19 protein-coding genes and 2 tRNA genes are annotated in these 22398 nt (G+C 64.7%); 17 read left to right on the forward strand and 4 right to left on the reverse strand.

Translation table 11 applies throughout. From position 1 onward, the window contains the following. Positions 1–19: 19 nt before the first annotated feature. The gene (gene nadC / locus ABB28_RS11075) at positions 20–886 is read right to left on the reverse strand and encodes a carboxylating nicotinate-nucleotide diphosphorylase (protein ID WP_057508689.1); all 867 of its coding nucleotides are present in this window, start codon (positions 884–886) and stop codon (positions 20–22) included. Next, positions 883–1152, reverse strand: coding sequence for a Trm112 family protein (locus tag ABB28_RS11080; RefSeq protein ID WP_042614172.1), 270 nt, complete (start codon positions 1150–1152; stop codon positions 883–885). Before ABB28_RS11080 ends, nadC begins: the two co-directional genes overlap by 4 nt. 58 nt (positions 1153–1210) lie before the next feature. Between ABB28_RS11080 and purE the strand changes: the two genes are divergently transcribed. Continuing rightward, on the forward strand, positions 1211–1714 hold the full coding sequence (gene purE / locus ABB28_RS11085) for a 5-(carboxyamino)imidazole ribonucleotide mutase (RefSeq protein WP_057508690.1): 504 nt from the start codon (positions 1211–1213) through the stop codon (positions 1712–1714). After that, a complete protein-coding gene (locus tag ABB28_RS11090) occupies positions 1711–2859 on the forward strand; it encodes a 5-(carboxyamino)imidazole ribonucleotide synthase (protein WP_057508691.1) in 1149 nt (382 codons plus the stop codon). The genes purE and ABB28_RS11090 overlap by 4 nt, the downstream gene beginning before the upstream one ends. A 145-nt stretch (positions 2860–3004) precedes the next feature. Here the strand turns inward: ABB28_RS11090 and ABB28_RS11095 are convergent, their stop codons facing one another. After that, on the reverse strand, positions 3005–3580 hold the full coding sequence (locus ABB28_RS11095) for a superoxide dismutase (RefSeq protein ID WP_057508692.1): 576 nt from the start codon (positions 3578–3580) through the stop codon (positions 3005–3007). A gap of 126 nt (positions 3581–3706) precedes the next feature. Here ABB28_RS11095 and grxD point away from each other — a divergent pair, with 126 nt between their 5' ends. From grxD to ABB28_RS11150, 11 genes are all read left to right on the forward strand, one after another. Further along, positions 3707–4027, forward strand: coding sequence for a Grx4 family monothiol glutaredoxin (grxD, locus tag ABB28_RS11100; protein WP_042614176.1), 321 nt, complete (start codon positions 3707–3709; stop codon positions 4025–4027). After that, positions 4024–4773, forward strand: coding sequence for an SDR family NAD(P)-dependent oxidoreductase (locus ABB28_RS11105; protein ID WP_057508693.1), 750 nt, complete (start codon positions 4024–4026; stop codon positions 4771–4773). Before grxD ends, ABB28_RS11105 begins: the two co-directional genes overlap by 4 nt. A 260-nt stretch (positions 4774–5033) precedes the next feature. Next, the gene (locus tag ABB28_RS11110; protein WP_057508694.1) at positions 5034–8237 is read left to right on the forward strand and encodes a TonB-dependent receptor; all 3204 of its coding nucleotides are present in this window, start codon (positions 5034–5036) and stop codon (positions 8235–8237) included. 110 nt (positions 8238–8347) lie between these two features. Next, positions 8348–9739 (forward strand): nucleotide 5'-monophosphate nucleosidase PpnN, encoded by a 1392-nt coding sequence (gene ppnN, locus ABB28_RS11115; protein ID WP_057508695.1) that lies wholly within the window; start codon positions 8348–8350, stop codon positions 9737–9739. A gap of 300 nt (positions 9740–10039) precedes the next feature. Beyond that, the gene (locus ABB28_RS11120; protein ID WP_057508696.1) at positions 10040–10549 is read left to right on the forward strand and encodes a GspH/FimT family pseudopilin; all 510 of its coding nucleotides are present in this window, start codon (positions 10040–10042) and stop codon (positions 10547–10549) included. Next, the gene (gene pilV, locus ABB28_RS11125) at positions 10549–11040 is read left to right on the forward strand and encodes a type IV pilus modification protein PilV (RefSeq protein ID WP_057508697.1); all 492 of its coding nucleotides are present in this window, start codon (positions 10549–10551) and stop codon (positions 11038–11040) included. The genes ABB28_RS11120 and pilV overlap by 1 nt, the downstream gene beginning before the upstream one ends. Continuing rightward, positions 11037–12212: a PilW family protein gene (locus ABB28_RS11130; RefSeq protein ID WP_057508698.1), complete on the forward strand. Its 1176-nt coding sequence runs from the start codon at positions 11037–11039 to the stop codon at positions 12210–12212. Before pilV ends, ABB28_RS11130 begins: the two co-directional genes overlap by 4 nt. A gap of 3 nt (positions 12213–12215) precedes the next feature. Further along, on the forward strand, positions 12216–12740 hold the full coding sequence (locus ABB28_RS11135) for a pilus assembly PilX family protein (RefSeq protein WP_057508699.1): 525 nt from the start codon (positions 12216–12218) through the stop codon (positions 12738–12740). 11 nt (positions 12741–12751) lie between these two features. Next, the gene (locus tag ABB28_RS11140; RefSeq protein ID WP_057508705.1) at positions 12752–16438 is read left to right on the forward strand and encodes a pilus assembly protein; all 3687 of its coding nucleotides are present in this window, start codon (positions 12752–12754) and stop codon (positions 16436–16438) included. Between the two features lie 16 nt (positions 16439–16454). After that, on the forward strand, positions 16455–16889 hold the full coding sequence (locus ABB28_RS11145; RefSeq protein WP_057508700.1) for a type IV pilin protein: 435 nt from the start codon (positions 16455–16457) through the stop codon (positions 16887–16889). A gap of 52 nt (positions 16890–16941) precedes the next feature. Beyond that, positions 16942–17018: transfer RNA gene (locus tag ABB28_RS11150), tRNA-Asn, on the forward strand. Between the two features lie 40 nt (positions 17019–17058). Here the strand turns inward: ABB28_RS11150 and ABB28_RS11155 are convergent. Continuing rightward, positions 17059–17628 carry a GspH/FimT family pseudopilin gene (locus ABB28_RS11155; protein ID WP_148049413.1) on the reverse strand — a complete coding sequence of 190 codons (570 nt, stop codon included), beginning with the start codon at positions 17626–17628 and terminating at the stop codon, positions 17059–17061. 114 nt (positions 17629–17742) lie between these two features. Between ABB28_RS11155 and uvrB the strand changes: the two genes are divergently transcribed. From uvrB to ABB28_RS18025, 4 genes are all read left to right on the forward strand, one after another. Beyond that, a complete protein-coding gene (gene uvrB, locus ABB28_RS11160; RefSeq protein ID WP_057508702.1) occupies positions 17743–19776 on the forward strand; it encodes an excinuclease ABC subunit UvrB in 2034 nt (677 codons plus the stop codon). 165 nt (positions 19777–19941) lie between these two features. Next, positions 19942–20016, forward strand: a tRNA-Val gene (locus ABB28_RS11165). Between the two features lie 734 nt (positions 20017–20750). Continuing rightward, positions 20751–21566: a hypothetical protein gene (locus ABB28_RS11175; RefSeq protein WP_057508704.1), complete on the forward strand. Its 816-nt coding sequence runs from the start codon at positions 20751–20753 to the stop codon at positions 21564–21566. Between the two features lie 429 nt (positions 21567–21995). Beyond that, complete coding sequence (locus ABB28_RS18025; protein ID WP_152983459.1) at positions 21996–22295, forward strand: hypothetical protein; 300 nt, start codon at positions 21996–21998, stop codon at positions 22293–22295. The last annotated feature ends 103 nt before the right edge of the window (positions 22296–22398 follow it).

Raw genomic sequence — 22398 nt, forward strand, 5'->3', positions numbered from 1 at the left:
ACCCCGGACTCTGACCCCTTCAGCCTGGCGGCGGGCCGAGCTTCAGTGACAGATCGATGGCCTGCACGTGCTTGGTCAGGCCGCCAATGGAAATACAGTCCACGCCGTCTTCGGCAATCGCGCGCAGGCCGTCCAGGCCGACGCTGCCGGACACTTCCAGCGGAATGCGTCCGGCGGTCAGGCGCACGGCCTCACGGCGCAGCGCGGCCGGGAAATCATCCAGCAGGATGCGCTCGCAGCCGGCCTGCAGTGCCTGCTCCAGCTGATCGAGGTCTTCCACTTCCACCACCAGCGGCAGCTGCGGCCACAGCGTGCGCGCGGCGGCCACCGCGGCCGGCAGCGAGCCGGCGGCGCGGATGTGGTTTTCCTTCAGCATCACCGTGTCGTACAGGCCGATGCGGTGGTTGTCGCCGCCACCACAGCGCACCGCGTACTTCTGCGCCAGGCGCAGGCCGGGCAGGGTCTTGCGCGTGTCCAGGATGCGGGTGCCGGTGCCGGCCACCGCAGCGACATGACGCGCGGTGATCGTCGCGGTGCCGGACAGGGTCTGCAGGAAGTTCAACGAGGTGCGTTCGGCGCTGACCAGCGAGCGGTTGCGCCCGTGCAGCAGGGCCAGCACGGTGCCGGCCACGACGGCCTGGCCTTCGCGGACCTGCCAGTCGATGCGCACCTGCGGATCCAGCGCACGATGGGTGGCGTCGAACCAGGGGCGTCCCGCGATCACCGCGTCCTGCTTGCACAGCAGGTAGGCGCTGTCGGCATGGTCGGGCAGCAGGGCAGCGGTCACATCGCCGCTGCCGATGTCTTCAGCCAGTGCACGCGCCACGTCGGCGGCGACCTGCGCCGGGTCCGGCGCGATCAACGCGCCCGCGGCGGCGGTGCTCATGCGGAAGGGAAGTCCGCGATCTGCGCGGTGGCGATGGCTTCTTCAGCCAGCAGCACCGGGATGCCGTCGTCCAGGCGGAACACCTGCTTGCGGTCGCGGGTGACCAGCGCCTGCCGCAGCGGCTGGGCCAGCGGATTGCCGTCGGCCTTGTTGACGGTACCGGCACCGATGGCGCGGTTGAGGGCTTCCAGGCCCTTGGCATCCAGCAGGGACAGGGGCTGGCGGGTGTCGGGCGATACCAGCAGGTCAAGCAGCTTGCGATCCATGGTTCTTCGTCTTGCGTGGAAGACGGCTAGAATACGTCTTTAAGGCAGGTGACGGCCAATGACCCCCAACCAATCCGCGCCGCTCGTCGGCATCGTCATGGGTTCCCGCTCCGACTGGGAGACCATGCAGCACGCCGCCCAGAAGCTTGAAGCCCTGGGTGTTCCGTTCGAAGTGAAGGTGGTTTCCGCCCACCGCACCCCGGACGTGTTGTTCGACTACGCCGAACAGGCCGGTCCGCGCGGGCTGCGCGCGATCATTGCCGGCGCCGGTGGCGCCGCGCACCTGCCGGGCATGATCGCCGCCAAGACCGCCGTGCCGGTGCTGGGCGTACCGGTGCAGTCCAAGGCGCTCAACGGCATGGATTCGCTGCTGTCCATCGTGCAGATGCCGGCCGGCATCCCGGTCGCCACGTTCGCCATCGGCAATGCCGGTGCGTCCAACGCGGCGCTGTTCGCCGCGGCGATGCTGGCCAGTGACCAGCCGGCCATCGGCACGGCGCTGGATGCCTTCCGCGCACGCCAGACCGAAGAGGTCATGGCCCACGACGATCCACGTCAATGAGCACCAGGACGGTAGGCATCCTGGGCGGCGGCCAGCTGGCCCGCATGATGGTCCTGGCCGGTGCGCCGATGGGTCTGCGCTTCGAGCTGTTCGATCCGGCTGCCGATGCCTGCGGCGGACCGCTGGCACCGCTGACCGTGGCCGCGTTCGATGATCGCCAGGCCCTGGCTGCGTTTGCCGCCAAGGTGGACGTGGTCACCTTCGATTTCGAGAACGTGCCGGCCGACAGTGCGCAGTGGCTGGCCGACCAGGTGCCGGTGTATCCGCCGCCGTCGGCACTGGCCGTGGCCCAGGATCGGCTGAGCGAGAAGACGTTGTTCCAGCAGCTGGGCATCCCGCTGCCGCCGTTCGCCGACATCACCAGCCGCGCGCAGCTGGCGGAAAAGGTGGCTGCGTTCGGCTTGCCATGCATCCTGAAGACCCGCCGCCTGGGCTATGACGGCAAGGGGCAGTTCCGGCTGCGCAGCGCGGCCGACATCGATGCGGCATGGGACGCACTGGGTGCGCAGGTCGACAAGACCGGCCTGATACTGGAAGGCTTCGTTGCCTTCCAGCGCGAAGTCAGCGTGGTGGCCGTGCGCGGCCGCGATGGCAGCTTCCAGGCGTATCCGGTCACCGGCAACTGGCACGTCGATGGCGTTCTGTCGGCCAGTGTCGCGCCGGCCAGGTTGTCCGATGCCGAGCAGCAGGCGGCGATCGGCTATGCCCGCACCCTGGCCGAGCACCTGCAGTACGTAGGGGTGTTCGCGCTGGAGCTGTTCTGCCGCGATGGCGAACTGCTGGCCAACGAGATGGCGCCGCGCGTGCACAACTCGGGCCACTGGACCATCGAAGGCAGCGAGACCTCGCAGTTCGAGAACCACCTGCGCGCGGTACTGGGCCTGCCGCTGGGCGATACCCGCATGCTGGGGCATGCCTGCATGCTCAACTGGATCGGCGCGATGCCCGACCCGGTGCCGGTGCTGGCGCAGTCCAGTGGCCACTGGCACGACTACGGCAAGCAGCCGCGTGACGGTCGCAAGGTCGGCCATGCCACGCTGCGCGACGACGACGCCTCCGCGCTCGCGTCGTCCTTGGAGCAGGTAGGCGAAGCACTGGGTCGACAGGTCCAGGTAGCCCCGGCCATCCAGGCCCTGCGCGCGTGATCCGCGACTGAAGGCGGGTAGTGACGGCCGTCATTTGGTGGTGGGTGACGACCGTTGGTCGTCATTTGGTGGTGGGTGACGACCGTTGGTCGTCACGGGGTCAGCCGCTGCGCGCTGACAGGTAGTGACGGCCGCTGGCCGTCATTCAGCCCGGCAGCTGCTCCGCGGCGAATTCCCAGTTGACCGCCTTCCACCAGGCGTCCAGGTAACGCGCGCGGTCGTTCTGGTAATCCAGGTAATACGCGTGTTCCCACAGATTGCAGGCCAGCAGCGGCACGCTGTGGCTGGTCAGCGGCGTGGCGGCGTTGCGCGTGACCACCACCGCCAGGCTGCCATCCGGATGCAGCACCAGCCACGCCCAGCCGGCACCGAACAGGCCCAGCGCGGCGTCATTGAACGCCTTGCGCAGGCTGGCGGCGTCACCGAAGCAGCGCTTCACCCGGTCGGCCAGCCGGCCCACCGGATCGCCGCCGCCGCGCGGCCGCAGGCACTGCCATTGGAACTGCAGGTTCCAGGCCTGGGCGGCGGCTTCGAACAGCGCGCCCTGGCTTTCGCGCACGATCCGCTCCAGCGGCGCGTCTTCCCATTCGGTCCCGCTGATCCGCGCATTCACCTGATCCACGCAGGCGCGCTGGTGTTGTCCATGCTGCAGCGCCACTGACCGTTCGGACAGATGGGGTTGCAGGGCGCCGGGCGAGTAGGGAAGGTCGGTGAGTTCCATGGGCGGGCGATGAGGGAAAAGGGGAGGATGCCGGTGGCCGGTTCCATCGGCTTACAATGGCGACTACTGTGGGAAGTCTAGCCGACCGTCGCGGTCGGATTCGCCCATCCAGGAGGCAGTGTGGTTGTGGCAGTGATGCAGCAGATCCAGGCCGAAGTTGATCGTTACCCCCTCGTGCTGTTCATGAAGGGTACGCCCCAATACCCGATGTGTGGCTTTTCCAGCCGTGCCGTACAGGCCCTGATGGCCGCCGGAGCGGTATCCCTGCGCACCATCAATGTGCTGGAAGAACCCGAGATCCGCGCCAACCTGCCGCGGTTTTCCAACCTGCCGACGTTCCCGCAGCTGTTCATGCACGGTGAGCTGATCGGGGGCTGCGACATCGTGATGGAGCTGTTCGAAGCCGGCGAGCTCAAGCGCATCGTCGAAGAAGCCTCGGTTGCATGAGCCTGGCCGCGTCGCCTGACGCCGAAGCCGGCGCGCTCGAGGGCCGGGTGATCCTGGTGGTCGGCGCCGGTGGCGGGCTGGGCAGCGCTGCCGCGGTGGCCTGCGCGGCAGCCGGGGCCACGGTGATCCTGCTCGGGCGCAAGCCGCGCCGGCTTGATCGCGTCTACGCCCAGGTGCAACAGGCCGGACCGGAGCCGCTGCTGTATCCGCTGGACCTGGAAGGCGCCACGCCGGATGATTTCGCCGAACTGGCCAGCCGCGTGCAGGCCGAATTGGGCCGTCTGGACGGCATCCTGGTCTGCGCAGCCGATTTCCCGGGGCTGACCCCGTTCGAGCTGGCCGAACCGGCCGCGTTCGCCCGCTCCCTGCATGTCACCCTGACCGCGCCGGCGCTGCTGGTGCAGGCCTGCCTGCCGTTGTTGAAGCAGTGCGAGGATGCCGCCGTGGTGTTCTGCGTGGACGACCCGGCACGGGTGGGGGCGGCTTACTGGGGCGGTTACGGCGTGGCCCAGCATGGGCTGCGCGGGCTGCTGGCCAGCCTGCATGATGAATTGAAGCAGGGACCGGTACGCGTTGCCGGGCTGCAACCGGCCCCGATGCGGACAGCGCTGCGCGCCCGGGCGTGGTCGTTGGACCAGGATGATGTGGCCGGCGGGCCGGGGTTGGCGGCCGCCGAGGCAGTGCACCTGCTGTCGCAGGAAGGCTTGACGTGGCGCGGAAGCGTGAAGGCCGTCATGCCGGAATAGCCCGATTTGTGAGCCGAACCTTCACGGGGAGTGAAGGAACCGTCACGATTGGGTTGCGATCAGGCCGCTTCTGTCGCACTACCGTCACATTCGGATCGTACCGTGTTAATCTATTGTTAACCGTTGCGGCAGCTGCCGTTCACGGTTGGGAACCCCAGATAACTATCCGAGCAGCCGCCCGCAAGGCTGCCTGGATGCGCTTTTTTATCCGCCATCGCCAACTCCCATCGAGGCTACCCTAGATGAACCACACTCTCCGGATGTCCAAGCTCACCCTTGGCCTCTTGACCGTGCTTGCTGCCGCTCCCGCCTTTGCCCAGAGCACCTCTGCCGGTGTCGGCGGCCAGGTCGTCTCTTCCGCCGGTGCGCCTGTCGCTGGCGCCGAAGTCATCATCACCCACACCGAGTCCGGCACTGTTTCGCGTGCCACGACCGATGCGGCGGGTCGTTACAACGCGCGCGGCCTGCGCGTGGGTGGTCCGTACACGATCTCCATCACCAAGGCCGGTGAGGGCACCAAGACCGAAGATGGCGTCTACCTGGGCGTGAACCAGACCGGCACCATCAACGCGACGCTGGCCGGCGACCTCGCCGCCACCAACCTGGACGCGGTCCAGGTCGTCGCCGTGGGCGGTGGTTCGGAAGTGTTCAGTGCCACCAAGATGGGTTCGGGCACCAACATCAGCCAGGAACAGATCGAAATGGCGCCGTCGATCGGCGGCAACATCCAGGACCTGATGCGCCTTGACCCGCGCGTGACCTTCGTCGACCGCGCCTCGGGCTCGATCTCGGCCGGTGGCCAGAACCCGCGCTACAACTCGATCAGCATCGACGGCGTTTCGGCCAGCGACACCTTCGGCCTGGAAGGCAACAACATGCCGACCCGCCGCCAGCCGGTCGCGATGGAAGCCATCGAAGCACTGGACATCAACCTGTCCAACTACGATGTAAGCATCGCGTCGGCCGTGGGTGCCACCGTCAACGCGGTGACCAAGTCCGGTACCAACGAATTCCACGGTTCGGTGTATGGCACCTACCGTGATGGCGACTGGTTCGGCGACAATCCGGAAGGCGAGCCCTTCAATGGTTTCACCAAGGAAGAAACCTACGGCGTCACCGTCGGTGGTCCGATCCTGAAGGACAAGCTGTTCTTCTTCGCCAACTACGAGAAGTTCAAGCAGGCCGCGCCGGGTGCCGATATTTCCGGCACCGCGCTGGGCCAGGCTGACGCGGACTTCACCATGGCCGACGTGACCCGTGCGCAGCAGATCGCGCAGGGCTACGGCTTCGACGCCGGCACTTTCAACAGCAACGGTGATACCGAGCTGGAAGAGTACGCGCTGAAGATCGACTGGAACATCAGCGACAACCACCGCGCCAACATCCGCTACAGCAAGCTGGAGCAGGACAAGCTGCGCATCAACGGCATGAACTCGACCTCTGCTGCAGGCCTGAGCTCGTACTGGTACCAGCAGGTCAAGACCAACGAAAGCTACGTCGCACAGGTGTTCAGCGACTGGACCGACAACTTCTCGACCGAGTTGAAGGCGTCCTATCGTGAGTACTCCGCCGTGCGCCAGGTCCCGACCAATGCGCCGAGCATCCGCATCTATTTCCCGCAGGCCGGTGATCCGAACGTCCCGCAGGGTGACTCGCTGTACCTGGGCACCGAAGCGAACTCCCACAACAACGTGCTGGAGACCAAGGCGTGGAACTACTACGCCGCCGGTACCCTCACCCTGGGTGATCACGACCTGAAGTTCGGTGCCTCCTACGACACCAACGACATCTACAACTACTACGGCGCCAACTCGTGGGGCACCTACACCTTCTACGGCCTGGACAACTTCGCCGCCGGCCGTTGGCAGACCTACAACCTGGCCAAGGAAACCTCGCCGGGTTCGATCGCCGCTGACTACGAGTACAGCAACCTGGCGCTGTTCGTGCAGGACACCTGGTACGTCAACAACAACCTGACCCTGACCATGGGCCTGCGTGGTGACCGTCCGGATTCGAGCCCGGAGCCGGCTTACAACCAGAAGGCCTTCAACACCTTCGGTTACAACAACAGCAAGGTGTTCGGCAGCAAGTTCCTGATCCAGCCGCGCTTCGGCTTCAACTACACCTTCGACACCGAACGTCCGACGCAGCTGCGCGGTGGCGTGGGCCTGTTCCAGGGTGACTCGCCGCAGGTCTGGATCAGCAACAGCTATTCGACCACCGGCTTCAACTACGACTCCTACACCTACAACTCGCCGGTGCCCGGCCTGCCGTTCAGCCCGAACAAGGATACCCAGCCGGTTCCGCCGCCCTTGGCCAACCAGGCGCTGCAGAACGTCAACTTCGTCGGCAATGACTTCAAGATGCCGTCGACGTACAAGGCCAACATCGCCTTTGACCACGAGCTGCCGTGGAACGGCCTGGTGGCTTCGGCCGAATTGCTGGTGACCAAGGTGAAGGATGGCCTGTTCTATCAGCACCTGAACCTCGGTAACAGCCGTACGGTGGGTCCGGATGGCCGCACCAACTACTACCGGCCTTCTGCTGACAACAGGCTGTGGGCGACCGGTGATGCGCGTAACAGCTACGCGGCCAACGGCTTCAACAACGTCTACCTGATCGACAACACCGACAAGGGCCGCACCTCGCAGTTCACCGTGTCGTTGAGCAAGCCGTGGTCCCCGGACAGCGACTGGTCCTGGAACGTGGGCTACACCTACACCGATGCCGAAGAAGTGGGCACCCTGACCAGCTCCACCGCCAGCTCGGGCTGGGGCTACCAGTACGCCTTCAACATCAATGACGAAGTGCTGAACACCTCGCGCTACCAGATCCGTGACCGCATCTCCGGCTCGCTGAACTGGAAGCACGCGTTCTTCGGTGATTACGAAACCCGCGTGGGCCTGGTGTACGAAGGCCGCAGCGGTCGTCCGTACAGCTACCTGTTCGTCAACGATGCCAACGGCGACAGCCGCTCGGCGAACGATCTGTTCTATGTCCCGAACCCGGGCGAAGTGCTGTTCGGCAACCTCAACGCTGCTGGCCGCTTCACCCCGGATGCCGCGATGGAGAAGAGCTTCTTCGATTGGCTGGCCGCCAACCCGGATCTGGCCAAGTACGCCGGTCAGGTCGCTCCGGCGAACAAGTTCACCAGTGGCTGGATCAACACCTTCGACGTCCGCATCACCCAGCAGCTGCCGGGCTTCATGAAGGGCCACAAGTCGGAGATCTGGCTGGATATCCAGAACGTCGGCAACATGCTGAACAAGAAGTGGGGCAACATCTACGACTACGGCTTCAACGCCAACAGCCGTGTTGCCACCCTGCAGGGCCTGTATGACGGCAAGTACGTCTACAACTACCGCTTCGCCGATGCCCCGGCCGTCGCCAACAACGACGCCGATGGTTTCGACACCGGTGTGTCGCAGTGGTCGCTGCAGCTGGGCTTCCGTTACCAGTTCTAATCGGTAGCGGTACCTGATGTGAACGGAAACGGCCGGGGAAACCCGGCCGTTTTCTTTTTTATGGGGGCAGCGCTACAGTCGGACACCTTGAAGGAAGCGAAACGTTGGACATGACCACGACGATTGAAAAGCCGGCACGTACGCTGCCGGTGCAGGACGCGCGGATCTATCCGCGCGGTGGCCTGGATGTGCTGTCCCGGGCGGAAGTGGCGCGCCTGCGCGATGCCTCCGGTGGCGGCATGCACGAGCTGCTGCGCCGCTGCGCGCTGGCCGTGCTGACCAGTGGCAGTGCCTCGGACGATCCGCGCGCGGCGCGTGACCTGTACCCGGATTTCGACATCCAGGTCGCCCAGCAGGACCGTGGCGTACGCATCGACCTGGCCAACGCGCCGGCGATGGCCTTCGTCGACGGCGAGATCATCCGCGGCGTGGCCGAACTGCTGTTCGCTGTGGTCCGCGACCTGGCCTACATGGCCATCGAAATGGGCCCGGCCTACGCGGCCGAACTGGAATCATCGGACGGCATCACCAACGCCGTGTTCGGGCTGCTGCGCAATGCGCGCATCCTCAACCCGGGTGACCCCAACCTGGTGGTCTGCTGGGGCGGCCATTCGATCGGCCGCGACGAATACCTGTACACCAAGCAGGTCGGCTACGAGCTGGGCCTGCGCGGGCTGGACATCTGCACCGGCTGCGGCCCGGGTGCGATGAAGGGCCCGATGAAGGGCGCCACCATCGCCCACGCCAAGCAGCGCCGGACGGTGACGCGCTACATCGGCCTGACCGAGCCGGGCATCATCGCGGCCGAGTCGCCGAACCCGATCGTCAACCACCTGGTGATCATGCCGGACATCGAAAAGCGGCTTGAAGCGTTCGTGCGCATCGGCCACGGCATCATCGTGTTCGCCGGTGGCGTGGGTACGGCAGAGGAGATCCTGTACCTGCTGGGCATCCTGCTGCGCGAAGAGAACAAGGACCTGCCGTTCCCGCTGATCCTGACCGGCCCGACCGTGGCCGCGCCGTACTTCGAGCAGATCGACCGCTTCATCCGCCTGACCCTGGGCGATGCGGCCGCCGAGCGCTACCAGATCATCATCGGCGATCCGTCGGCGGTTGCGCGCAAGATGTCGGCCGGCATCAAGCAGGTGCGCGAACATCGGCTGGCGGCGAAGGATTCGTTCTTCTTCAACTGGTCCATCGACATTCCGTGGGACTACCAGCAGCCGTTCGAGCCCACCCATGAAGCCATGGCCGGGCTGGACCTGCACCACGGCCGTGCCCCGCATGCGCTGGCGGCCGACCTGCGCCGCGCGTTCTCCGGCATCGTGGCCGGCAACGTGAAGGAAGACGGCATGCGCCGGATCGAGGAATCCGGTCCGTTCCAGATCCATGGCGACGCCGACATGATGCAGGCGCTGGACGCGCTGCTGCGCGCCTTCGTCGACCAGCGCCGGATGAAGATTTCCGGCGAATACAAGCCGTGCTACCAGGTGCTGGCCTGACCGATCGCCACCCAGGGTAGTGACGGCCGCTGGCCGTCAGCCGTTGCCGCGGTGGGTGACGACCGGTAGTGACGGCCGCAGGCCGTCCGCCGTTGCCGCGGTGGGTGACGACCGGTAGTGACGGCCCCTGGCCGTCAGCCGTTTCCGCGGTGGGTGACGACCGTTGGTCGTCACGCCCGTCACCGCTTGGGGCGCCGATCTTTAGACGCTTGTCGCCCCCGAATGACCGTTCGTCCTGCACCCCCTTGCGGGGGGCGCAGGCCTGCCTCATCGTGCCGACATCACGCTGGGGAGCGTCCCATGTCTTTACGCCTGTCCAAGGGCTTCACGATGGTCGAACTGATGGTCACGATCTCCATTCTGGCGATCCTGATGACCATCGCGTTCCCGAGTTTCCGCAGTACCTTGCGGTCAAACCGCGTCGCCAATGCCAACAACGAGATCCTCGGGCTGGTCGCGCTGGCCCGTAGTGAAGCCATCCGCAACAGCAGGGGCGGCGGCGTCTGTGCCAGTTCGGCCGGCAGTACCTGCGATGGCGCCTGGAATGGCGGCCTCATGGCCTACAGCGACGAAGATGGCAGCGGCAGCTTCAACAGCGGCGATACCGTGCTGCGTTATGTGGCAGGGCGGCCGAACCTGGTTCTCACCGGCCCCTCGGCCGAAATCGCATTCGATGCACGTGGGCGTCGTCGTGCAAGCGCGGACCAGGTGCTGACCGTGGCCCCGGACAGCTGCGCGGCGGGCGATCCCAAGCGCACGCTCACCGTCAACCTTTCCGGCCAGGTCCGGGTGTTGCAGGAGACCTGCTGATGACACGTCGCGCTACGTTCAAACCGCTTCGCCACCAAGGCGGCTTCAGCCTGCTGGAGGTGCTCATCGCGCTGCTGGTGCTGGGCTTCGGGCTGCTCGGTTTCGCCCTGCTGCAGACCATGAACGTGCGCTTCGTGCAGAGCGCCGGCTACCGTACCCAGGCGACCAACCTGGCCTACGACCTGATCGACCTGATGCGCGTGCAGCGCACCGATACGCTTAACGGTGGCGCCTACGGCACGGCCTCGTTCGCGGCCGGTTCGGTGACCCCGTCGGCGGGCCCCTGCGCCTGGCCCACCGGCACCATCACCCAGGCCCAGAACATCGCCCGCTGGCAGTGCCAGGTGGTGAAGACGCTGGGCGACAAGGCAGCCGCCAGCGTGAGCATGGACGCGGGAGTGGTCACCGTCGGCATCACCTGGGGCGACCAGCGCTGGGACAAGGCCAACCCGGACACCACCACCACGTTCACGCTGGTCAGCCGTCTATGAGCAAGTACATCCCTTCGCGCAAGCAGGCCGCGGCCGGTATCTCTCTGATCGAGGTGATGGTCTCGCTGGTCATCGGCCTTATCCTGATGCTGGGCGTGATCCAGATATTCAGCGCCTCGCGCACCGCCTCGCGACTGTCCGAAGGCGTGGCGCGTACCCAGGAAAACGCGCGCTTCGCACTCGACTTTCTGGAGCGTGACATCCGCATGGCCGGGCACATGGGCTGCGTCAATGACCAGGCCCATATCGTCCGCGCCGACGATGCGATCCGCATCAATCTGACCGGCGTGACGCCCGGTGCGGGATCCGCGTTGGACTTCAACATCCCCATCCAGGGCTATGACGCGGCCAACACCGCGCCCGGCAACAGCCTTCAACTGGGTGCCAACTGGGCCGGCGTGGCCAATGCCCCAGCCAGCATCAGCGGGCTCTCGCCGGCACCGCGCGGTGGCAGCGACATCATAGTGCTGCGCTATCTCGCGCCCGAGGGCGCACCGGTCCTTGCGATCGCCGCGGGGACCAATTCCACGCTGACCATCAGCAGCGCTGCGGCAGCACGTTTGACTGCCGGCGTGCCGTCAACACCGTCGTTGTTCGCCGTCGGCGACTGCAGCGGCGTGGACATCTTTGCCGGCACGCTGGCAGGTACAACCCTGACAGCCACCAACACCGACCTGAGCCGCTACGCGGCCAACAATGCGGTGACCATGGTGTACCGCGCCGAAGCGGTGGCGTACTACGTGGCCAACAACAGTGCCACCCCTGCGCAGCCTTCGCTGTACCGCGCCCGTGCCAACAGCACAGGTTTCCAGTCAGGCGAGGAGCTGGTCGAAGGCATCGAGAACCTGCAGTTCCTGTACGGGCTCGACAATACGACCAACATCGGTTTGCTGCAGCCGCCGTCGGGCAGAATCACCGCCCAGCAGCCGGCTGCCCAGGTGAGTACGGCGGTCACCGCCGCCGCGGTGGGGCCGTGGCGGCGGGTCGGCCTGGTGCAGGTCGGGATTCTCGCCCGCAGCCCGCAGCCGGCAGCGGCCGCGCAGGCGGCTGCGGCGACCAATGAGCCAGGTGTACTGGGCGTGCGCTTCACCAATGCTGCTGCAAATGACAGCCGTTACCGTGCCTCGTACGAGGTATCGGTAGCGCTTCGCAATCGACTGTTCGGGAACTGAGCCATGCACCGCATCCACATTCCACGCACCGCACTTCCCTCACGGCAACGCGGTGCAGTGCTCTATGTCGCGCTGATCATGTTGATCCTGCTGTCCCTGCTGGGGATTGCCGGCATGCAGGTGGCCAACATGCAGGAGCGCATGGCCTCGAACTATCGGGCCGTGAATGCAGCCTTCCAGCGTTCGGAGGACGCCGTACGCCTGACTGAGAACCAGGTGGAAGCTCTGGCCAACCGCGATGCGACAGCCGGTGCGACCGGATCGCTGACGAGTGCCAGCATCGAAATCCAATGTGACAACGGCTACGACCCCTCGGTATGGACCAGCCAGCGAGCCCAGAGTGAGCGCCAGGTGGTGAAAGTCCGGCAGATCGAGACCTGCATCCAGGGTGAGGCGGCGCTTGGCATGGGACGACCGGTCGAAGCTGCGACGCCGGTATACCAGATCACCGCCTATGCAACGGACACGGCTACCAGTGGCGATCCCAGCCGCTCGGCGGTCGCCATCGACACTGTATTCAAGCTCTGAGGATGGCTGCCATGGCAAGCCGAAAGAAGATGTTCATCGCGGGGGGCGGCGCCACGCTGGCCCTCGTTGCCGGCGCACTGGTCTACTCGCTGTTCGCCGCGCAGGGGCAGGGCATCCTGGCCCAGGCGCCGCTGAACGTCGAAGTGCCGGTCGCGCCTTCGTTCATCATGGCGGTGGACAACTCCGGCTCGATGAATTTCCAGACCCAGTTCCCGGGGCCGGATGGCGAGGTCTGCTGGAACCGTACTCGGCGCAGCTTCTTCCTGGAGAATGGCAGCCTGTCGTTGTCGGGCAACTGTGACTACCTGTACGTGCTGCCCGGACCGCGCGCCGGCGCCAGCGTGGGCCTGCCGCCGCTTGATGTATACGGCTTTGCCCGGTCCTCCGAGTACAACCCGAGCTTCTTCGATCCGACCATCGTGTACCAACCGTGGATCAACCGCGACGGTACCTCGTTCGGAAATGCGAACCTTGCCAATACGCGCATCGACCCGCGCGAGAACGCGACGATTACCCTGACGGATGACTATTTCGGACTGAACACCACCGACAGCTTCCGCATGCAGGACGGTATGGTGGTCCCCGCGGGCACGCGCTTCCGCGTCAATAACACCACGTATGAATTCAACAGCGACTACACCTGGGCCATCGGCGCGGCCGATGCCTATGTCCGCTACCGGCCGGGCGTGTTCTTTACACCCTGGACCAGCAACAACGACGCGCGTCCACTGCTGGGTGGCGCGGCAGCTTACGCCAACGTGCCGCGTACCAAGATAGATAATGCCTGTGGCCAAGGCTGCCACATGTGGAAGTACACGCTGCGTACGGCTGATACGGCAGCGCTGCAGAATTTCGCCAACTGGTACTCGTACTACGGCAACCGCAACCGCGCGATGATCGCCGGCATGACCCAGTCGATGGCCGACGTCAACAAGATGTACGTTGGTTACTTTCGCATCGGCTCACATGCCTCGTACAACAGCTCCACGGACAGGAACAAGCGCCTGCCGATCTATGACATGTCGCAGGACCGCGAGAAGCAGACGCTCTACGACAACATGATCGCGCTGAACGCCAGTGGCGGCACGCCGAACCGCCAGGCGGTGGACGCGGCGGGACTACAGTTCAAGCGTACCGACGCTGATGCACCGATCAAGCTGTCGTGCCAGAAGAACGCCGTGATGCTGTTCACCGACGGCTTCAGCAATGGTGGCACGCCGTCGTCCACCAATGCCGACGGCAACATGGGCGTTCCGTTCAGGGACGGGCACAGCGGCACCATGGCAGATATTGCGTCCACCTACTACAACTCCCCGCTGCGCACCGACATGCCGCTGGGCCAGGTGAAGGTGCCCAGCACCTGTGCTTCAGGTGGCAACCCGAAACTGGACTGCAACACCAACCTGCACGCGAACTTCTACGGCGTGACCCTGGGTGCCCGCGGTCAGCTGTTCAACCCGGACATCACCCAGGATCCATACACCACGCCGGCTATTTACAACAACTGGCCTTCGGCGCAGAACGACAACCTGACCACCATCGATGACATCTGGCACGCGACGGTCAATACGCGTGGCGAGTACATCAATGCGCGCACGCCAGCCGACATCACCGAGGCCATGCGCCGCATCCTGTCGTCGGTGAACGCCGGTTCGTCACCCTCCGGCAGCCTGGCCATCACCGGCGCGCGGATCGGCAGCGGCTCGTTGGCGGTCACCCCGGTCTACGAGATCGCGAACCAGAGCACTGACTGGTTCAGTCGGTTGAGCGCGCAGACATTGGCGGTCAATCCGACCACGCGGGTGGCCGAATACACAGCGGCATGGGAAGCAAGTGCCCGGTTGGCCACCAAGTCGGTTGCCAGTCGGCGCATCTTCGCGGGTAAGGCGGCTGCGGCGTTTGAGTTCAACAGCACCAACTTCTCGCTCGACAATCTGTGCACCAAGAGCCTGGCCAACGGTGGCATGTCCTTCTGTACGGCCGATGAGATCACCCGGATGGGCGCGGATGCGTCCAGCGTGATCAGTTACCTGAAGGGCGATACAAGCAAGGAAGTCCGCAACACCGGCGGCATCTTCCGCAGCCGTACCACACTGCTCGGTGACATCGTCAATTCCAGCCCGGTGGTCAGCTCGCCACTGGATGATTTCGGCTATCGTTCACTGGGTGGCACCCTGGCCACAACCTATGCGGCCTACCTCGCTGACAAGCAGCAGAACGGCCGCCACATGGTGTACGTGGGCGCCAACGACGGCATGCTGCATGCCTTCGACGGCGGCCTGACTGGCACGGGCGTGAGCACCGGCAGCGGTGGCGACGAGGTCTTTGGCTACATTCCGCAGACCGCCGTGGGCCACATGGGCAACCTGGTGTTCCCTTACGTGGAAGCCGGCAAGGGTCTGCAGAAATTCTCGCATCGTTACTATGTCGATGGCCAGGTCACAGTGGCCGACGTACGGTTCGGTGGCAGCTGGGGCACGGCGCTGGTGGCGGCATCCGGGGCAGGTGGTCGCTCGGTGTTCGCGCTGAACGTAACTAATCCAGGGACGTTCGGTGCCGGCAACCGACTCTGGGAGATCAACGACCTGAACACCTCGTTGCCGCAGGACGTGCGCAACAACATCGGCTTCGTACTGGGCAAGCCGGTGATCGTGCCCACCCGCGGCGCCAATGGCGGCGTCGCGTGGAAAGCGATATTCGGCAACGGCTACAACAGCGCCAGCGGCAAGGCCGTGCTGTTCGTGGTGGACTTGAATGACGCATCGGTGCGGATGATCGAGGCCGCCGAGAGTGCCACGACAGCGCCGGCAGGCAGCAACGGGCTGGGCAACCTGGTGGTGGTCGATCGCTTCACCACCACCACCACCAATGGCACCACCACGCGCCGCCGCGGCCGCGATGGCATGGCCGACATCGTCTACGGCGCCGACCAGAAGGGAGCGATCTGGAAGTTCGACCTGGAGTCCGCTGCGACCTCGGTCACCCAACCGCTGTTCACCACGCGCACCAGCACCGAAGGCAGCCTGACCTATCGCCAGCCGATCACCGGCGGCATGACCGCAGTCTCCGGCCTTGGCGACGGTGCGATGCTGCTGTTCGGGACCGGCAGCTTCTCGTTCAATGGAGACGAGCGCGATACGACGGTACAGGGGCTTTACGGCGTGAATGACAACTTCCCCGGGCAGCCAACCTCGACCTACACGGCAGCCAACCTGACCCCCTTCACGGTGGGGACCACCAATGGCGAGCGCACCATGACAATGGGCGCTACCCCGTCGAACCGCGTGGGCTGGACGGTCACCTTACCGACCAGCGAACGCTTCGTCGGCAACCCGACGGTCGCTGCGGGCGTAGTGTTCATGCCGACCTATGTGCCCAACCAGGCTCAGGCGGGCTGTTCGACCGAGGGGTCCAACTGGCTCTACGGCCTGAGCAGCACCAGCGGCGTCGCCGCGCTCCAGCAGGCACGAAAGGCGTCGCCGGATGGTACGCCGGTAGCTACCGGAACCGCCGCCATTCCGCTGAATACCGGCGGTACTTCGCCGGTCCGCGATGTCGGAGTTACTGTGGTCCCGCGGTTGGCGAACGGCACTGGCCCCCAAGGCCAGGCCTGCTGGATGGCGATCAATGCACCAGGCGCCGAGCCGCTGTACATTCCTTATCCCTGCGGTCGCCAGTCATGGCGTCAGCTGCAGTAAACCGGAGATCCCTGCGATGACATCCGCTGTTGCCCCCCCCCTGCCGCGCCGGGCCTTCGCCCGGGCGCAGCGCGGCTTCACCCTGATCGAGATGATGGTCGTGGTGGCCGTGATCGCAATCCTCGCCGCGATCGCTTTCCCGTCCTACTCCGAGCACGTGCGGAAGTCCCGCCGGGGCCAGGCCAAGGCGGATCTGGTGGAGTACGCCCAGCTTGCCGAGCGCTTTCACACCACCAACAACACTTATTCCGGCTTTGCGTTGCCGGCGACCCAGTCGCCGCGCGAAGGTGGCACCGCGCACTACGGGTTGGGCTTTCAGGGCGCGCAGTCGACGTTCGTCATCACCGCGACGCCGTCCACCGCGCAGAGCCGTGACAAGTGCGGCACGATGACCATCAACCAGGCCAGCGTGAAGACGCCTTCAGAGGCGACGACGTCGGGCTGCTGGTGACCGCCCGAGGCGGTTGCAAGTCTCCGCAGCAGCGTCTAGAATGCGCGTCCCCGCCCGAATAGCTCAGCCGGTTAGAGCACTTGACTGTTAATCAGGGGGTCGTTGGTTCGAGTCCAACTTCGGGCGCCAGATACTACAAAAGCCGCGAGAAATCGCGGCTTTTGCTTTTTCAGGGAACCGCGCAGCGCAGCGACCTGCGCAGCACATTGCTGCGCACCCTGCCGGTGATGCTTACCTTGATCTCGCTGTGCAGACGGTCGCCTGCGCAGATGTAAAGCGACAGGTTGCGTCCCGCATTGCGTCCATCGTGGCGGAACTGAACGCGCAGGCGGTGTTGCGTATGGAGTACGCGGACGGTGGACGGTGCTCGTCGCTCCACCATCAGCGGCACGATGGGATGGGGATCTTTGCCCGCTTTGTCCGCTGCCTCGAACAACAGCCAGCCGTCTGCCCATTCAGTGCCGCAGGTGGTGCCATCGCTGCTGGGACACAGATGCGTGCGCTTGCGCCGGGTCAGCGCGGTGGCGCGCGCCATTGACAGGGTGGCGTGCAGTTGCATGCGCAGGTTGTCCGCCCGTAGCCGTGCCATGTTGTACTGGAAGGAGGGCAGGGCGACCGCGCACAGTAGGCCGACCACGGCCAGGGTGGCGCACAGCTCGATCAGGCCGTAACCGGTGGGGCGGGATGCAGGGCAATATGGCGTTTGCATCGGCAAGTCCTCCGTGCCTGCATGGTCCACCTTGCCCCGCCACCGGTCCGTCGCCGGACCCGTCAACCGCAGGTCGCCGATTCCCTCAACCTGCCGTCACTGGCCGCCCCGCTATAATTGTTCCCCCCGGGACCTGGCAGCACCATGAGCGACCGTTTCCAACTCGTATCGCCGTATTCGCCGGCAGGCGACCAGCCCAACGCGATCGAGAAGCTGAGCAGCAACTTCGAAGCCGGCGTGGCCAAGCAGACCCTGCTCGGCGTGACCGGCTCGGGCAAGACCTACACCATCGCCAACGTCATCGACCGCATCCAGAAACCGACGCTGATCATGGCGCCGAACAAGACGCTGGCCGCGCAGTTGTACGGCGAGTTCAAGGCGTTCTTCCCGCACAACGCGGTGGAGTATTTCGTCAGCTACTACGACTACTACCAGCCGGAAGCCTATGTGCCGTCCTCGGACACCTTCATCGAGAAGGACAGTTCGATCAACGAACACATCGAGCAGATGCGCCTGGCGGCGACCAAGACCCTGTTGTCACGTCCGGATGCGCTGGTGGTGGCCACGGTATCGGCCATCTACGGCCTGGGCGCGCCGGAAGATTACCTGTCGCTGCGGCTGATCCTGTCCAAGGGCGAGCGCATCGACCAGCGCGACCTGATCAACCACCTCACCCAGCTGCAGTACACCCGCAATGAATACGAGCTGCATCGCGGCACGTTCCGCGTGCGTGGTGAAGTGATCGACGTGTTCCCCGCCGAATCGGACAGCGAAGCGCTGCGCATCGAACTGTTCGACGGCGAAGTGGAAAAAATCACCCTGTTCGATCCGCTCACCGGCGAAACGCTGCGCAATATGATGCGCTTCACCGTCTACCCGAAGACCCACTACGCCACCACCCGCGAGCGCGTGCTGGCGGCAGTGGAAACCATCAAGGTGGAGCTGAAGGAGCGGCTGGATCAGCTGTATGCGGAAAACAAGCTGGTCGAGGCGCAGCGCCTGGCCCAGCGTACCCAGTTCGACATCGAGATGATGGCCGAGGTGGGCTTCTGCAACGGCATCGAAAACTATTCGCGCCACCTGACCGGCAAGCCGGCCGGTTCGCCGCCGCCGACCCTGTTCGATTACCTGCCGCCGGACGCGCTGCTGGTGATCGACGAATCGCACGTGACCATTCCGCAGATCGGTGCGATGTACAAGGGCGACCGTTCGCGAAAGGAAACGCTGGTGGAATTCGGCTTCCGGCTGCCGTCGGCGCTGGACAACCGGCCGCTGCGTTTCGAAGAATGGGAACAGCGCTGCCCGCGCGCCATCTACGTGTCGGCCACGCCCGGTCCGTATGAGTACCGCGAAGCCGGCGAAGACATGGCCGAACTGGTGGTGCGCCCGACCGGGTTGATCGATCCGGTGGTGGAGATCCGCCCGGTCGGCACCCAGGTCGACGACCTGATGAGCGAGGCCAACGAGCGCATCAAGATGGGCGACCGCGTGCTGGTCACCACCTTGACCAAGCGCATGGCCGAGAACCTGACCGAGTACCTGAGCGAGCACGGCATCCGCGTGCGCTACCTGCATTCGGACATCGACACGGTCGAGCGCGTGGAGATCATCCGCGACCTGCGCCTGGGCAAGTTCGACGTGCTGGTGGGCATCAACCTGCTGCGCGAAGGCCTGGACATGCCGGAGGTCTCGCTGGTGGCGATCCTGGACGCGGACAAGGAAGGTTTCCTGCGTTCGACCGGTTCACTGATCCAGACGATCGGTCGTGCGGCGCGCAACGTGCGCGGCAAGGCGATCCTGTATGCGGACAAGATCACCCGTTCGATGCAGGCGGCCATCGATGAGACCGACCGTCGCCGTGCCAAGCAGGTGGAATACAACGAAGAGCACGGCATCGTGCCCAAGTCGGTCGCGCGCCCGATCGTGGACGTGCTGGAAGGCGCGCGTTCGGAGGCGTACGACCGGGCCTCGCGCAAGGGCAAGGGCAAAGGAAAGATCGGGGCGGTGGAGATCGCCGAGGAGGGCGCCGATTACGCGACGCTGTCGCCATCCCAGGTCGCCACCCGGCTCAAGTCGCTGGAACAGCGGATGTATCAGCACGCCAAGGACCTGGAGTTCGAAGAGGCCGGCCGCGTGCGCGACCTGATCAAGCGCCTGAAAGAGGCCAGCCTGGGCTGACCACCGTACCGGATGCGCCGAGCCCCGCTCGGCGAAAGTCCCCGAAACCTCGCGCCATCCGCGCTTTCGAAGATTTCTTCACAAAAGTGTTGCACAACCCCGGTCTCCTCCGTAATATACGCGGCCTGCCCCGACGCAATCGCAACGCGGCAGGAAACGAAAAACGGGCGGTTAGCTCAGCGGTAGAGCACTACCTTGACATGGTAGGGGTCACAGGTTCGAACCCTGTACCGCCCACCACTCTCAAGCCGGAAGCAGCAAGGCTTGAAGTGGAAAGAGCAGATTCAGGGGTCACGCAAGGTGACCCCATAGTGACCCCGAGCAGGTCACCCATTCTTGGAACATCCCCCCAGGATCCACAATGATTTCCTACAGCGCGATACGCACCGGGCCCATGTAAGCCGGGTCGAGCTTCGCGTGTGCATCCGTGGTGCCGCCGGCGAGGTGGCCGAGCAGGCCCGACAAATTCCAGGCGGGCACGCCGCGCTGGCGCAGTGGGAACTTTCGCCACCCGCATTGATTTGCAGTGGGACGTCGGCACCAACACCGGCCCGGTGCTTTTCCACTTCGCACGGCTGGACTGTGACCGGGCGACCCGCGTGATCATCAGCCGCAGCTACGACCGCACCATCTGCCAGGACATCGTCGTGCTGGTCGGCGGGCAGTCCGCGCCAACGGGGTGCCTGCAGATTCGGCGTGTTCTCCATCCGCTCCTTCGAACCCTCGGGCCATCGTCCAATTGGAACCCCGATCACGGTGCGGTCAGTTTCAGGTAACCCCTACGGACGGGTGCAAGGGGCTCATCTAGAGTCTGAACTCGGCCCGTTGATTACTGACCGTCCGAGACAACCTTTAACTGCACTCCTGGGAGCACTATCTTGTTCAAAGAAACAGTTGTAGCCGCGATTGCCATCGCCGGCTGCGTAGGCGTTTCCCCAGTGGCCCAAGCCGTCCCCGTTCGCTGTGATTCATGCATGGATGCAGGTGACTTCCGGAATCAAGCCATCGCGCAAGGCGCCGGCACACACGTTGTGTACAACATTACCAACAACACGCTCCAGCAGTACTACATCGGGAGGAGTGCTGGCGGCGGCGGTCCGATTGTCCCGCTTTCGTCGTCGGCTTCACGTGGGGAGGTAGCCGCCACCGCCGCTACACGGACAGTTCAGCGGCAGACTCCCCCTGCTGCAGCCGTAGAGGAAGTTCGCCTGGCTCACAAGGTGTATGTCGAAGGCGGCCTGACAATTCGCCCGACTTTCGTGGTTCCTGTGAGCCAGCTTGGATTGAACGCAAATGCTTCTTCCAAGACGGCCTACGACTATGTTGGTGACTTCAACCTTCAGGCGATGGTGGAATCCGCTGCAGGTAACGCGAACATCATTAGTCGTGTTGTCGGTGCCAATACGCTGACAGCCCTTTCCGACTTGATTGGCCACGTCAGCAACTACACCGGACTAAGAGACCAGGCGCGCCTGATGTTCCGCGTCGTCTTCGCTGACGGCTCATATGTGACGGTCGTTGTCGATCTCCAACATCAGAACGGCAAGACAGAGTCCAAAAGTGCGCGTACGGCAGCCGGTCAGCTGATTCCATCCGATGTCGAGGAACTGAATGGCGAATGGACTGACATGGGGGGTGGAGAGAACCTGATCAGGATGAGTGAGCATATGGCAGCACTCGGTGCGACGGTAAAGGTTACGGGACCGACCAACGGCGGCATTGTGAAAGGTATCAGCTGCTCCGGATCTGGCACAGCAAAGATATGCTACGTGCAGTACCAAGCGAAGTAGAACACTGCTTGCGGAGCGCATGCCGACATGCGTGTTTGGGCTGGTGCCTCGGTTGGCTGCCGATAGCGAAATCGCGTGCGCTTGGCGATGGAAACAAGCGTGCCGCTCCAGCCTGCATGCGGTGGATCGTCGCATATTTTGTGCCGATTTGGATCCAAGACCCTCCGGCTACATCGCTCACGCCTTGAATCGGGTGACCCCGGCGAACAGGAGCACAAAGAACCTGCCATCGCGCTGGTTTTTTGACATCCGGAATCCGCCGCTGCGGCCGCATGATGGTGTCGTTCGCGGCACCGCCGAAGCTGCCGGGCCAGCGCAGGTTGCGACGGTTTGCCTGCGCATGCGGCGTAAAAAGCGTTCAGCAGTTGCAGCGGCGGGCGCGTTGCCCTGGGATCAGGTGGCCGGGAGTGCCGGTGTAGGAGAAACCCGATGACCACCCTCAACAGCAACGTTGTTGCGATCACGCTGGCGTGCGCCCTGTTGGCGCTCCCGCTCACGGTGACCGCAGCCTACACCCCCGCCGGCACAGCCCGGGCCGCCCCGCTTCCGAAGCCGGCCGCGGCACCGCCGGTTCCGCTTCCAGCCAGTGGGAAACCCGACGAGGTATTTACCGTCGGCACGCAGCTTGATGGTGGGATGGAGTCGTGGACCTACAAGTGGCACGCCGATGCCGGCAGCTGGGCCCTGATCGGCTACTCCTACAACTTCTACGATGAGAAGGCACGCTGACGCCCCCTCGTCCACGCACGTCAGCCTGCGGCGAACGCCTGCCGCAGGCTGTGCAGTGAGGCCTGGCGGCAGGGGGGCGCACCGTCTTCGCCCATCTTGAATT

Origin of the sequence: Stenotrophomonas chelatiphaga, assembly GCF_001431535.1 — a bacterium.
Classification (GTDB): Bacteria; Pseudomonadota; Gammaproteobacteria; order Xanthomonadales; family Xanthomonadaceae; genus Stenotrophomonas; species Stenotrophomonas chelatiphaga.

What these genes read in the sequence shown, in the direction of transcription:
- ABB28_RS11095 (WP_057508692.1), bottom strand. Translation starts at nt 3,580, where the DNA reads ATGGAACTCACCGACCTTCCCTACTCGCCCGGCGCCCTGCAACCCCAT.
- ABB28_RS18025 (WP_152983459.1), top strand. Translation starts at nt 21,996, where the DNA reads ATGACCACCCTCAACAGCAACGTTGTTGCGATCACGCTGGCGTGCGCC.
- ABB28_RS11175 (WP_057508704.1), top strand. Translation starts at nt 20,751, where the DNA reads ATGGATGCAGGTGACTTCCGGAATCAAGCCATCGCGCAAGGCGCCGGC.
- ABB28_RS11090 (WP_057508691.1), top strand. Translation starts at nt 1,711, where the DNA reads ATGAGCACCAGGACGGTAGGCATCCTGGGCGGCGGCCAGCTGGCCCGC.
- ABB28_RS11080 (WP_042614172.1), bottom strand. Translation starts at nt 1,152, where the DNA reads ATGGATCGCAAGCTGCTTGACCTGCTGGTATCGCCCGACACCCGCCAG.
- ABB28_RS11110 (WP_057508694.1), top strand. Translation starts at nt 5,034, where the DNA reads ATGTCCAAGCTCACCCTTGGCCTCTTGACCGTGCTTGCTGCCGCTCCC.
- ppnN (WP_057508695.1), top strand. Translation starts at nt 8,348, where the DNA reads ATGACCACGACGATTGAAAAGCCGGCACGTACGCTGCCGGTGCAGGAC.
- ABB28_RS11130 (WP_057508698.1), top strand. Translation starts at nt 11,037, where the DNA reads ATGAGCAAGTACATCCCTTCGCGCAAGCAGGCCGCGGCCGGTATCTCT.
- ABB28_RS11105 (WP_057508693.1), top strand. Translation starts at nt 4,024, where the DNA reads ATGAGCCTGGCCGCGTCGCCTGACGCCGAAGCCGGCGCGCTCGAGGGC.
- pilV (WP_057508697.1), top strand. Translation starts at nt 10,549, where the DNA reads ATGACACGTCGCGCTACGTTCAAACCGCTTCGCCACCAAGGCGGCTTC.
- purE (WP_057508690.1), top strand. Translation starts at nt 1,211, where the DNA reads ATGACCCCCAACCAATCCGCGCCGCTCGTCGGCATCGTCATGGGTTCC.
- uvrB (WP_057508702.1), top strand. Translation starts at nt 17,743, where the DNA reads ATGAGCGACCGTTTCCAACTCGTATCGCCGTATTCGCCGGCAGGCGAC.
- ABB28_RS11140 (WP_057508705.1), top strand. Translation starts at nt 12,752, where the DNA reads ATGGCAAGCCGAAAGAAGATGTTCATCGCGGGGGGCGGCGCCACGCTG.
- ABB28_RS11145 (WP_057508700.1), top strand. Translation starts at nt 16,455, where the DNA reads ATGACATCCGCTGTTGCCCCCCCCCTGCCGCGCCGGGCCTTCGCCCGG.
- ABB28_RS11120 (WP_057508696.1), top strand. Translation starts at nt 10,040, where the DNA reads ATGTCTTTACGCCTGTCCAAGGGCTTCACGATGGTCGAACTGATGGTC.
- nadC (WP_057508689.1), bottom strand. Translation starts at nt 886, where the DNA reads ATGAGCACCGCCGCCGCGGGCGCGTTGATCGCGCCGGACCCGGCGCAG.
- ABB28_RS11135 (WP_057508699.1), top strand. Translation starts at nt 12,216, where the DNA reads ATGCACCGCATCCACATTCCACGCACCGCACTTCCCTCACGGCAACGC.